The organism is Lactiplantibacillus sp. 30.2.29 (assembly GCF_018991255.1).
GTDB lineage: Bacteria > Bacillota > Bacilli > Lactobacillales > Lactobacillaceae > Lactiplantibacillus > Lactiplantibacillus pentosus.
Genome location: NZ_JAGYGU010000010.1, coordinates 1 through 12,201, shown reverse-complemented (window position 1 = coordinate 12,201; position 12,201 = coordinate 1). Strand labels below are relative to the sequence as shown.

Sequence of the window (12,201 nt, the reverse complement as noted above, 5' to 3'; positions counted from 1 at the left end):
TAACACAGCAGTCGGTGGGTCGAAATTAAAGTGACGATTTGACAATTTGTTCAGAAAGTGTTTTTATAAAAAGTGAAAACTGAATACGATTTCTTCGGGGCAGGGTGCAATTCCCGACCGACGGTAACAACGTATGTTGAAGTCCGTGACCCGCGTGCGCGCGGTGGACCCAGTGCAAGTCTGGGACCGACAGTATAGTCTGGATGGGAGAAGAAAAATGGCTTGATTTTACTAGGCAGTAGTAGCTATTCATGACCTTTATTAAGGTCTATTTAGCTGGACCCTACTGGTGAAATCTATTTAGCGAACACTCACACCCGATTATCGAATTTTGATAGTCGGGTGTTTTATATTCTATCGGAGGTGAAGCAATGTTAACTGATTGGATGCAACTCGCCATCACTCAGGCGAAAAAGGCGGGAGTTGCGACTTATCAAAATCCGCAAGTTGGTGCGGTACTAGTCAAGGATGGCCAAGTCTTAGCACAAGGCTATCATCATTATTTTGGTGGTGACCACGCTGAAGTTGACGTTTTACGGCAAGTGACATCGGAACAGGCGAAGAATGCGACACTGGTGGTCACGCTTGAACCTTGTTCGCATTATGGCAAGACCCCGCCGTGCTGTGAGCGCATCGTTCAAGCTGGAATTCGTAAAGTGGTGATTGGTCAGTTGGACCCCCATCCAGTTGTCGGTGGCAAGGGCCGTCAGTATTTGTTGGATCATGACGTGGCGGTCGTCACGGGTTGTCTGGCAAAGGAAGTACGAGCGTTGAATCCGCACTACAATCATTTTTATACGCATCAGCGGCCGTGGGTGACGCTCAAGACTGCGATGAGTCTGGATGGTAAGACCAATGCCGCTGGGGACGCGCGGACGTTGATTTCTAATCAGGCCAGTTATGCCGACAGTCAACGGTTGCGTTCGCAATTTCAAGCACTTTTGATTGGTGAACGCACTCTGACGATCGATGATCCGCAACTGACCGTCCGCTTACTCGCGGTGTCCCATCCGCCAGTTCGACTGATTGTACTGAATACCAGTGCCGTGGCGCGTGACCGGCGAATACTACAAGAAACCACTGGTGAGACTTGGCTTTTGTGTCGCCAGGCGAGCGCCAGTGATGCGTCATTACAGGCGTTACCAAACGTGGAAGTACGAATTGGTGATTGGACACCGGCGGCAATCAGCGAATTATGCCTTCAACACGGATGGCAGTCGTTATTGGTCGAAGGTGGTGCGCACCTGCAAGCGGATTTCGTTGCAGCGAATTTGATTGATGAATGGGTCAGCTATATCGCACCCACAATGATTGGCGGTGCCGGTTTGCCAGCAGTAATGGGAGCGGTACCAACCGAACAGCTGGCGTTTGAGCAACCGACATTGAAGTGGTTGGGAACAGATTTGCGGCTACGCGCCGTGCGAAAGGGAGTCGAGTAAATGTTTTCAGGAATTGTACAAGCCAAAGGTCGCGTCAGCCAGTGCCAGCGTGACGCATTAGAGATGACGCTCACGATTACTGCGCCGACGATCGTGACACCCACACTTAAAATTGGAGATAGTGTGGCGGTCAATGGGATTTGTTTGACGGTAACGGCGCTACAGCCGGATGCATTCAGCGTTGCGGTCATGCCCGAAACAACGCGCCGGACGAATCTGGGCCAGATGAGCGTGGGGGCTCAAGTTAATTTGGAACGGGCACTGCAGGTCAATGGCCGCCTGGACGGACACATTGTTCAGGGGCATGTCGACTATTGTGGTCAGGTTCAGGAGCTGGTGCCAGATGAACACGCGTTACGAGTATTGATTAGTTTGCCAGCAGATTATCAAGCGTTGGTCGTTCCTAAGGGCTCGATTGCGGTTGATGGCGTGAGCTTGACCGTTGTAGCCGTGACTGCATCGACCTTTGAAGTTGATCTGATTCCGCATTCGCAAGACGTCACGACCCTCAGCGCGTTACAGATTGGCGAGACGGTGAATGTGGAGACCGATATTTTGGGCAAATACTTAGCCCGGCAAGTTGTTTTAGAAGGGAGCCATTAACATGGATACGATGACAAAAGTTGAACAAGCCTTGGCCGCATTAAAACGCGGTGATTTGATTATTGTCGCTGATGATGAGACACGGGAAGCAGAGGGCGACATGGTCGGTTTGGCCGCCAAAGCCACTACCGCGACCGTTAATCGCATGATTACCTCAGCACGGGGGTTGTTGTGCGTCCCGGTAGCGCCAGCAATTGCGACCCGCTTGGGCTTAAAACCAATGACTGGCGAACGTGACGCATTTGGAACTGCCTTCACCGTTTCAACTGACCATCGAACGACGAGTACGGGAATCTCTGCTGCCGACCGTGCCAAGACGGTTCAAGCGTTGGCCTCAACTGATAGTCAACCAACTGACTTTTATCATCCCAGCCATATTTTTCCACTGATTGCACGGGCCGGTGGCTTACTAGAACGACGCGGTCATACGGAAGCTGCGGTGACGTTGGCCAAGTTGGCCGGTGGTTCGCCCGTTGCCTACATCTGTGAAGTGGTCAAGAAAAACGGCTTAATGGCGCGCCGGCGCGATTTGAAATCATTGGCGGAAGGACTGCAGATGCCAATGATTACGATTGAAGATTTATTACAATACGCCATCCAAACGGGTGCGGTCAAGCTTGACACAACACCGACAGTTGATCTACCCACTCAGGACGGCGCGTTTAAGTTAACGGGCTTCAAGGTTCCGGGGCACACGGAATTACCGTTAGCACTACAAACCGGTGATATTAGTGGGGACGAACCCGTACTAGTGCGGTTGCATTCCGAGTGTTTTACGGGTGATGTCTTAGGGTCACAACGCTGTGACTGTGGCGCACAATTACACGCAGCCCTGCGAACAATCAGTCAGGCCAAACGTGGGGTTTGTTTATACTTACGGCAAGAAGGTCGCGGCATTGGCTTGGCAAATAAAATCGCGGCGTACGCCTTGCAAGACCAAGGTGCGGATACCTATGATGCCAACGTTAAACTCGGTTTTAAACCGGATGAGCGTCGGTACGACATTGCCGCTGTTATGTTACGGCAACTCGGCGTGACCAAGGTGCGGTTACTCACGAACAATCCGGACAAGGTCAAGCAGCTGCAAGCATTAGGCATCAAAGTCGTCGAACGCGTGCCATTGGAAATTCCAGCCAATCAACACGATTATGCCTATCTCAAGACGAAGCGGGATCGTTTCCATCATGAACTCAAACTTACGGAGGTTAACTAATGACAACTTTTAAGGGACAAATCACAGGTCAAGGACTCAAAGTCGGCATCGTCGTGGCCCGGTTCAATGAATTCGTGACCAAGCAACTGCTGGCTGGCGCACAAGAAAGCCTGCAACAACACGGGGTTAATGCGGATGATATTGATGTTGCCTGGGTGCCGGGGGCGTTTGAAATCCCACTGACCGTACAGAAAATGATTAACACCAAGCGCTACGATGGTGTGATTGCGTTAGGTGCTGTCATTCGCGGTGCGACCGCGCACTTTGACTACGTTTGTAGCGGTGTGACCACCGGTGTCGCGTCCGTCAGCCTGGCTACCGACACGCCGGTGATGTTTGGCGTATTGACCACTGACACCATTGAACAGGCGATGGACCGCGCTGGTTTTAAGAGCGGTAACAAGGGGGCCGATTGCGCGGTCAGTTTATTGGAGACGATCGATGTGCAACGGGCGCTAACTGAGTAATTGGCGTGAAACGAAGCGTTGTGAATTCAAAACAGCGTGAACCGTTTAGACACGTGTATGTGTATCAAAAAACAGCTCGAAGCTAATTTGCATCACGGATGCAGTTGGCTTCGGGTTGTTTTTTATGCCTATTGATATGAAGCATTTCTGACAATACCGTTTTTCGGTAACTTACCGATAACGCTGGATTTCATGTCGCGTCACTGGTCGTAGCTGGTTGCGTGTGACCCGGTAGAAGCCGGTCCGAATGCGTCGATGGTAGGCCCGCTTAACGCCGCGTGTGAAAGAACGGTCGTATTTAGGGATGACGACGTACTCATACTGACGCAAGGATTTGCGAAATCGTTGAGGCGATTTACTGAAGTGCGCCTGACCACTGGCATTATTGGTGAAGAAATAATAGTTTGCCAGATAGCCCGCATAATAAGTGGTCACTTCAACTTGTTGCGGGTCGACGATCAAAATTTTGGCGTTGTTCAGTTTGGTCCACGGTTGCGTCACTTGACTGAGCTTGACCGGCAGTGAGCGGCGGTTATAGTGATTCGTAAACGTCGTGCCGTTGATTTCAGAGTACATCATGATGATTGCAAAAAACATCACCAAGAAGGTCGCAAGTTGGTAGCCATTCTTAGTCCAAATCGAACGAAAAGTCCGGGGACTGCGCTCGGCTAGATTCTGTTCATAGAACGTTTTGTCAATGACACGGACGAGCGCCATCATGGCGATGAACAAATTCAACACTACGACGGTCGACATGTACCGTTCAAAACCATCAAGTGTAATAGCTTCAGCGTATGGCATCGATAAGACGTACATACCGAGCAAACTACCGTAATAGATAAGCGTAATTAGGTCAAGCAGGCCTAAAAGTTTTAGCAGCGAATTCGGATGATGGCACACAAATTTAATAATGGCCCAGGCCGCAATCAAACCGAGGTTGATCACCAGGAAGCCTTGAGTGGATAACGACTGCCAACTGAATATTTGATTTAAAATTGCTTGTCCAATTTTGATTAAACCGGTGACGCCTTCACGAGCAAACTGGTTTTGATAGGCTGCCGCACTGATTTCGTGTTTCGAAGTGGTAAAGGTCAGGTGAACATGAATTTCCCACCAAATAAACGGTAGCGCCGCAACCAGTAGTGTCCCCAATAGTCGTGCAGTGATCTTCAACGTTTGTCGGAATCGGTGGCCACGCACGCGGTGGTGAATCAGCGTGGCGAGATAGTCAATGACTAAAATGGCGACAAAAAATGCGGCCGAGTTTTTGATGAGTAGCAGGACGCCACAAAACAGGGCGACGTGTGCTGCTAGCATCTTGGGACGCGACCGGTAAACGAAGATGCCAACGATACCGGCGACGGTGATGATTGCGAGCACGTAATCAACCAAGAGATTATTGAGTCGAATGTTGATGTTAAAGACGTACGAAATTGCAATCGTCAGACAGAGTAACATTGAATTGAGACCGCGTGTTCGATCCCGGAGTGTTGCAAAAATAGTGTAGCTAGCCGCCCAAATCAAGATAAATTGTCCGACCAACATTGCCCCCGCGCTGAATCCAGCAAACGTCACGAACTGTGTTAGAAATAGGGCGGTCGCGGGTGGATAGGAACTGAAGGAAATAATGGTATCGGTTGCGCCAGGTAAATGTCCGGTATACGTCATGAATTTAACCATCGTCGCCCAGTGTGAAAAATTATCATAATGAATGAGTGGGCTCTGACCAAGTACGATCGCCATCACGATTCCTAGGAAAATCATCCAAATGTCAAATAGATGTAGTCCGTCATAATGGATGCTAACTTTCCCGGTATAGCCGAGTACCAGGCGGGTGATGAGCAACACGACGCCCAAACTAGTCACAAGCCAAATTCCAGGTCTTAACAGATTGACCATTGCGAAACCATACAACAACATCATTTGAATCAGAATACCGGTAATCCACGTTAAATAGGGATTCACGTGGACTAGCCGGAGTGCGCTACTATAACCAATTAACGCCAGGGCGAAGAAGAGTCCCCCAATGATAGCCAAGTTGACCCCACCTTTCTTAATGCATCCGAATCAACCCGTGTTTTGTGACTTTAAACAGTCCCGTAACGACGTGTTGATGGAAGACTTTTTTGGTCAGTACCGTAAACGTGCGATGGCTTTCTGGAATAGCGACGTACTGATACTGCTCAACGGTCCGTTTGAAGACTTTCGGCGTCATCATAAAGTCCTCTTGTCCGACCGCTTTGTCAGTGAAGTACCAGTAGCGGCCGACGTAGCCTGCATAGTAATCATTTACATCGACGACTTCGGGATCAACAATCAGTACTTTACGGTGATTTAAGTGAGTCTACTGCTTAGAGACCCGCGACATTTGTAAAGGAAGTGTATTGTGATTCATCTCATTGGTGAACTTAGTCCCGGTGATTTCAGAATACATCATGGTGATGGCGAAAAAGCCGGTGACGAGGGTCGCTATCTGATAAATATTTTTGGTGGTCGCACTCTTGAAAGCTTGGGTGTCACGTTTTGCAAAATTTTGCTCGAATTGTTGCCGATCAAGAACCCGGACGAGCGCGATTGCCCCGATGAATAGGTTAAGGATCACGGTACTTGCCATATAGCGTTCAAAGCCATCGAGGAGAATGGCTTCCGCGTATGGCATTGATAAGATATACATGCCAAACAAACTGGCATAGTAGGCGATGAAAATCACATCGAGCAGGATGGCTGTTGCCAATAGATTGTTCCGTTGATGTTGCCGAAGCCGAACAAAGGCCCAAGTTACAATCAAAACGACGTTGATCAATAGGATGCCCTTAGTGGATAGTGAATTGAGACTGAAAATTTGGTTTAAAAACTTGTGACCAATTTTCAACAGGGCTTGCTGACTTTCACCGCTGAGTTGTTTAGCGTACGCCTGGGTGCTGATCTGGTGCTTTGAAACGGTAAACGTCTGTTTCACGTGCCATTGCCACCAAACAAATGGCAAAACGCCGGCGCCGATGCTAGCCGCAAATTGAATCGGTACGGTGATTAGTCGGCGCCAGTGCCAGTGATGGTTGGTGATTAAGGTGTATAAGAAATAGGCGCCAATCATGATGACGAAAAAGGTCGCTGAATTTTTAACTAGTAGTAAGACTGAGACAAAAATAGCCACGTGGGCGCACAGCAAAATTGGTCGCTTCCGATAGACAAAAATTCCGACGAGTGCCGCAATCGTCACAATTGGCAGGACGTAATCAACGAGTAAATTATTGAGTCGAATTGCCACGTTGAACACGAATGAGATTGCCAAAGTGAAGCACAGGGCAAAACTGGTCAATGCGCGTGAGCGATCCCTTAAGCCAGCAAAAAGGGCGTAGGCTGCACCCCAAATCAAGATAAACTGAGCGACCAGCATGGCGCCGTCACTAAAACCGACCCAGTGCACGAACTGGGTGATGAACAGTGCTGTTGCTGGTGGATAAGACGTAAATGAAATCAGATGGTCGCTAGCTCCGGGCAGCCGACCGGTGAACACCATAAACTTGACCATCACGGCCCAGTGAGAGAAATTATCGTAATGAACTAAGGGACTTTGCCATAAGGTATGCCCGGTGACGATGCCCAGTCCAATCATCCAGAAATCAAATAAATGGATACCTTCAAAACGCAGCTGAGCTTTCCGAAAGAAACTCATGACTAGCCAGAGGCCTGCGAGTCCAACGCCTAGATAGGTGACGACTTGAATGCCAAGCGTGAGCCAGCCGGTCATGGCAAACCCATATAAGATCAAAATTTGAACCAACATTGCAGTGATCCAGGCCAGGTAGGGACTGACTCCCAGGCGGCGGAGCGTCCCATTATAACCTAAAAGTCCAATGGCATATATCGCGAATCCAAGCCAAACTGACATAACGACTGATTCCTCCTAAAAGCGATTAAAACGACGACTAAGCTTGCGTTCATAAGTGCGAGCACGCACTACTAAGTTCATGTAAAGCTCATCAAATGGCGTGACCCAGGTATCTTGAACACTTGGGAGGGTTTTGTTGCTGCCATCGTAAATAAGTTGTAAATAATGGTTGCGATTTTCATCAGCAGTAACTTCAACTTGAACACTGTAGATCACGTCATCATCTCGATGACTGATACGAGCGACCTGACCAGATAAGTGGATGGTGAAGTCCTGATGCTTTACGGTCAATTTGATATGGTCACCCTCGGCAATGGTTTCAACCGGGCCATCAGTCGTTCGAAAGGCAATTCCGCCCTCAGAGACATCCTCAGTCATGATGGGGTGCCACTGCCCATCAGTGGCTTGAACGGTGCCAGACACGCGACGGATGAAGCGCTCATTCTTGCGGTACACCGGACGCCCCATTGCAATAAATAAACACATGCTTAAATTCACAAAATGCATCAGGAGCCAGAAAGTAATCACGCTGCCGACTAGGATCTCAGAGCCATACTTACCGTAATTAAATTTAATGATCGCTACCAAGGTGATGGTCCATAAAATCAAGTACGGTAGGATATAAAGTTTGTCTTTTAGTGAATAGGTCACGTTCTTGGCAGTGACTTTGAACTTTTTCGCCTTGATTCCGAGACTTTCAAGAATAACGGGAATAAAGAGATAGGGTGCAAAGAAAGTCTCTTGAACTTCGCCCCAGCGTTCATTGCGAATCTTGGCGTTATCCCCCATGCCAGAAGTGTCACCCATGACGTAGTGGAGCAGGAAGTATCCCGGTGCCCAAATGACCATCAAAATCCAGAAGTTGGCATTGACGACTTGAATCTTGAAGAGTGCGTACAAAATCGGGGCAATCATATAAATCATTCGCCGGAAAAAAGCCCACCAATAGAAGTACGTGTTGAGCAGGATGACGCGATTAATAAAAGATAAGTGGCGATTCGTAAAAATATGCAAGTTGCGGCAACTTTGAATCACGCCGCGAGCCCAACGCGTCCGCTGTTTGATGACGCCTTTCATATCAATTGGGGTGATGCCACTTGATTGTGGTACCTTGGTCGCCAAGCTAATATAGCCGGCCATATTGAGCATCGTGCCCAGTTCGAAATCTTCGGTAATCGTGTCGGTCGGAAACCCGCCGACTTCATCGACTGCTTGCCGCAAAAAGACGGCGTTGGAGCCCGTGAAGAGGGCGCGTTTGTTACCGCCGTTTAGAATGTTGACATCACGCGAGAAAAAATCTTGTTCATTCGGAATGATTTTTTCGGAAAATAGATTGAACTGAAAAATATCCGCATTGTAAAAACTTTGCGGCGTTTGCACAAAACCCAGTGGTTCGGTGTGGTCAGGGTCGTCAGCCAGTTGCTGGAAATTTTCGGTGAACAACGGAACGGTATTCCGGAGAAAGCTCGAAAAGGGAATCATGTCCGTGTCAAAAATTGCAAATAACGGTGCGTGCAGTTTTGCGAGCGTATGGTTGATATTTCCAGATTTTGCTTGATGATTGTCGTCCATACCGGAATAGCCGACGTGGTAGTGTTTCGCCAACGCCTGAACTTCCGGCCGATTGCCATCATCTGCGACCACCACATGAACTTTACTTTTGTCTGGATAGTCAATATAAGTCGCGGCATTTATGGTCTTTCGTAGCAGTTCAACCGGTTCATTGTGCGTCACGATAATGATATCGACGTCAGGTAATGGCTGGGTTGACGTGTAATCAGGAATGACTAAGTTCCATTTTTTCTTAGTTGAAAGCATCCTGAAAAAGATCAAGATAAACCCGGTCAAATTTGAGAGGATTTCACTAATCACGAGCAATAATGCAAAAACAAGCGTTAGAATATTTGCCCGCCATGGAATCGTAAAAAAGACGCGCCACAGCAGATAAATAATCGATAATGCAATTGCTAGAAAATAGAGAAAACGCCGTTTATTGGACATGTTGAGTCCGCTCCTTGAATATAAAATCACGTTGAATCTGATAACTGATAATAAATAACATAAAGTCGACCAGCATCTTGGCAATCGTTGGCACAATTTGTCCACTTGAAGCCGGTAACACCGCAGTTAAGGCATTGGTCAAGAAACCAGAAGCTAACATTTGCACGATGAAGAGGCCCGCATATTTAAGTAACGTTTGCTGACCGGCATGTTCAAAGACCACACGATGGTTGATGGCGTAGTTGACGATCGACGAAAGCACGCGGGATGCAATTGTCGCAATGAGAATACTGTTCAAGACATGGTTGCCCAGAATAAAAAGTGTGAGATAGAACAGACTGATGTCAACCACAAATGAGATGAGGCCACTCGCAGCAAATTTAAAAAAGCGCGCATAAATCGCAATCGAATCCCGAATAACACGAAAATGGGAAGATGAGTTTCCATCTAGATAAATCGTCGGAATCGGCTGTTCGATGACTTTAATCTGGTACTTTTTAGCTTGCAGTAGCATATCAAATTCAAATTCAAACCGGTCTCCCGGAAATCGAATCAATGCTGGTATGTACCTGATTGGAATCACACGCAAACCAGTCTGCGTATCGGAAATATTCTGATGAGTCAACAAACGGACGAGGCCACTGGTCAGCAGATTGCCGAACTGGCTACGAAAGGGGACCGCGTTGGTAAAGTGCCGAACGCCAATGACCAACTGTTGTGGCTGTCGACTGAATGTCGCGACACAGCTTGCAAGTGCTGCAACGGTGTGCTGACCATCAGAATCCATCGTTGCAACTCCGGAAACGGTTGGTAAGTGTGCCTCGACATACTGAAAGCCAGTTTTCAATGCGGCCCCCTTACCGCGATTGTGTGTGTGATGTAAAATTGTTAGGTTATTTAAAGGTAGCTGTTCTAATTGTGTAAAAATCGGTTGATGATCGCTGTCACTGCCATCGTCCACAATAATGAATGCTCGAATTTTCTGCATTAGTTCCGGCGCGTCAATAAAATCCCGAATCAAAGCAATTAGCTTTTTATCGGGATTTAGTGCCGGAATAATAACGTTGATTTGTTCCATGGTTCCCCCCGTTGGTACCTGAATCTGTTGTGTTTATATACTTTAACTTATCACATTATTATTGAAAAGTATATACGATTAACAAAGACCACGGGTAACCTTTAATGATGGCAGTAATGAGAAGCTTGTTGTTTAGGAGATGTTTTCTAAGTTGGGTTGTTCAATTAACTAACTGTATTTCAGAAAATCATATATGATTAATAACTGGGAGTGAATTAGTTGTTTCAAAGAATACGTATCACAGTTTTGATGGATTGGCATCAAATCATGATCTCTTGGTAACTGATGAGGTCTCGGATTGTTGCACATATAAAAAGTTTTGAATCGTGGTATTGCAATGGTATTGAATCAAGAAAGGTTGCGTTTATTTAACGGCTACACGAGGCCAATTTCTGACCGCACTGCTGGTAGCGAATGACAACTCTGCCAACCAAATTGATGACTTGTGATTTACAACGATTTACAGTAGCCACAGCTAACATTAACGCAACTGAATGTGCTACAGTAGTTGAGTAAGCAACGTATTGCAAACACGTTGGAAATGCAGGAGGCGGACGAGATGAGTATTCGTAAGCAGTTGTTGCAGGCGGCAATCAAGGTCGGAACGGTGAATAAGCAGTTGCAGCGTGAGACGATGGTGGGGCGGTTGATTGCGGGCAATTTGCCTAGTTACGCCCCCAGCCATCAAACCTTGAATTTCAAGTCACCGTTGATGGGTCGGCGGATCGCATTTCTGGGTTCGTCAATTACAGCCGGTGCGGGTGCACTGGAAGATTCATTCGTCGATTATCTCGTCGCGACGGATGGCGTGATTGCCATCAAGGAAGCGGTGAGCGGCACCACTTTAGCAGGTAACGCACCAGATAGTTATGTGCAGCGGCTCTATCATCGGATTCCAGTGACCCAACCATTGGACGCTTTTGTCTGCCAACTTTCAACCAATGATGGGCGGCATGATAAGGCTATGGGACAAGTCACGGGTGCACAACAGCGCCACGGCTTTGACGAAACGACGACGCTCGGAGCGATTGAAACAATCGTGGCCTATGTTCAACAGCATTGGGCGGTGCCGGTCGTGTTCTTTACCTGTGTGCGAAAACACGATGCGAATTATGGTAAATTAGTGCAGCAATTGAAAGTCTTACAAAAAAAGTGGCACTTCACGATTATTGACCTCTGGCAAGATCCAGTGGTCAAAGCTGAAAATCGCACCCAGCCATTGGCAATGGTCGACGACGCTCATCCAACCCGATTAGGCTATCGGAATATCTGGACGCCAATTTTTCGGCAACAATTAACAGACGTGCTTCGCCAGTCGGAAGCATAATCGTCAATCGATTTCGCGTTTTCAAGGCTTCCGTTGATAGTCAAAAGCAATAAAAATAACGACCGGATGAACCTGTCATGTGATAGGCTCATCCGGTCGTTATGTTTGGGTCTCTGTCAACCGGTGTTGATGAAGTTATATTTAGAATCCAATTCATTTACGAATTGGGTTCTTTTTTTCA

General features: G+C 47.6%; 10 protein-coding genes and 1 riboswitch. Of the genes, 5 read left to right on the top strand and 5 right to left on the bottom strand.

Annotation, left to right across the window (positions count from 1 at the left end; translation table 11 throughout):
* The first annotated feature begins 86 nt into the window (after nt 1-86).
* Nucleotides 87-219: riboswitch (FMN riboswitch) on the top strand.
* 152 nt (nt 220-371) lie between these two features.
* From ribD to ribH, 4 genes are read left to right on the top strand one after another with little or no spacing between them, the layout of a single operon-like run.
* On the top strand, nt 372-1,439 hold the full coding sequence (ribD, locus tag KGF65_RS06940) for a bifunctional diaminohydroxyphosphoribosylaminopyrimidine deaminase/5-amino-6-(5-phosphoribosylamino)uracil reductase RibD (protein ID WP_105924358.1): 1,068 nt from the start codon (nt 372-374) through the stop codon (nt 1,437-1,439).
* A complete protein-coding gene (locus KGF65_RS06935; RefSeq protein ID WP_105924359.1) occupies nt 1,440-2,042 on the top strand; it encodes a riboflavin synthase in 603 nt (200 codons plus the stop codon). It abuts the gene before it with no gap.
* 1 nt (nt 2,043) lies between these two features.
* Nucleotides 2,044-3,255 carry a GTP cyclohydrolase II gene (ribA, locus tag KGF65_RS06930; protein WP_216748239.1) on the top strand — a complete coding sequence of 404 codons (1,212 nt, stop codon included), beginning with the start codon at nt 2,044-2,046 and terminating at the stop codon, nt 3,253-3,255.
* Nucleotides 3,255-3,722 (top strand): 6,7-dimethyl-8-ribityllumazine synthase, encoded by a 468-nt coding sequence (gene ribH / locus KGF65_RS06925; protein WP_105924361.1) that lies wholly within the window; start codon nt 3,255-3,257, stop codon nt 3,720-3,722. Before ribA ends, ribH begins: the two co-directional genes overlap by 1 nt.
* Nucleotides 3,723-3,893: 171 nt before the next feature.
* On the opposite strand, the gene KGF65_RS06920 is transcribed toward ribH, so the two are convergent.
* The 5 genes from KGF65_RS06920 to KGF65_RS06905 form a co-directional block, all read right to left on the bottom strand.
* Nucleotides 3,894-5,759, bottom strand: coding sequence for an ABC transporter permease (locus KGF65_RS06920; protein WP_216748237.1), 1,866 nt, complete (start codon nt 5,757-5,759; stop codon nt 3,894-3,896).
* Between the two features lie 16 nt (nt 5,760-5,775).
* Nucleotides 5,776-5,940, bottom strand: a complete 165-nt coding sequence (locus KGF65_RS17405; RefSeq protein ID WP_367114416.1) for a hypothetical protein — start codon at nt 5,938-5,940, stop codon at nt 5,776-5,778.
* 126 nt (nt 5,941-6,066) lie between these two features.
* Nucleotides 6,067-7,614, bottom strand: coding sequence for an ABC transporter permease (locus KGF65_RS06915; protein WP_313819571.1), 1,548 nt, complete (start codon nt 7,612-7,614; stop codon nt 6,067-6,069).
* 15 nt (nt 7,615-7,629) lie between these two features.
* Complete coding sequence (locus KGF65_RS06910) at nt 7,630-9,615, bottom strand: glycosyltransferase family 2 protein (RefSeq protein ID WP_122212243.1); 1,986 nt, start codon at nt 9,613-9,615, stop codon at nt 7,630-7,632.
* Complete coding sequence (locus KGF65_RS06905) at nt 9,605-10,693, bottom strand: bifunctional glycosyltransferase family 2/GtrA family protein (protein WP_105920851.1); 1,089 nt, start codon at nt 10,691-10,693, stop codon at nt 9,605-9,607. The genes KGF65_RS06910 and KGF65_RS06905 overlap by 11 nt, the downstream gene beginning before the upstream one ends.
* A 559-nt stretch (nt 10,694-11,252) precedes the next feature.
* Here KGF65_RS06905 and KGF65_RS06900 point away from each other — a divergent pair.
* Entirely contained in the window at nt 11,253-12,020 is a 768-nt protein-coding gene (locus KGF65_RS06900) for an SGNH/GDSL hydrolase family protein (protein WP_105924364.1), read from the top strand.
* Nucleotides 12,021-12,201: the final 181 nt, after the last annotated feature.

What these genes read in the sequence shown, in the direction of transcription:
- KGF65_RS06915 (WP_313819571.1), bottom strand. Translation starts at nt 7,614, where the DNA reads ATGTCAGTTTGGCTTGGATTCGCGATATATGCCATTGGACTTTTAGGT.
- KGF65_RS06935 (WP_105924359.1), top strand. Translation starts at nt 1,440, where the DNA reads ATGTTTTCAGGAATTGTACAAGCCAAAGGTCGCGTCAGCCAGTGCCAG.
- ribH (WP_105924361.1), top strand. Translation starts at nt 3,255, where the DNA reads ATGACAACTTTTAAGGGACAAATCACAGGTCAAGGACTCAAAGTCGGC.
- ribD (WP_105924358.1), top strand. Translation starts at nt 372, where the DNA reads ATGTTAACTGATTGGATGCAACTCGCCATCACTCAGGCGAAAAAGGCG.
- KGF65_RS06905 (WP_105920851.1), bottom strand. Translation starts at nt 10,693, where the DNA reads ATGGAACAAATCAACGTTATTATTCCGGCACTAAATCCCGATAAAAAG.
- KGF65_RS06900 (WP_105924364.1), top strand. Translation starts at nt 11,253, where the DNA reads ATGAGTATTCGTAAGCAGTTGTTGCAGGCGGCAATCAAGGTCGGAACG.
- ribA (WP_216748239.1), top strand. Translation starts at nt 2,044, where the DNA reads ATGGATACGATGACAAAAGTTGAACAAGCCTTGGCCGCATTAAAACGC.
- KGF65_RS06910 (WP_122212243.1), bottom strand. Translation starts at nt 9,615, where the DNA reads ATGTCCAATAAACGGCGTTTTCTCTATTTTCTAGCAATTGCATTATCG.
- KGF65_RS17405 (WP_367114416.1), bottom strand. Translation starts at nt 5,940, where the DNA reads ATGATGACGCCGAAAGTCTTCAAACGGACCGTTGAGCAGTATCAGTAC.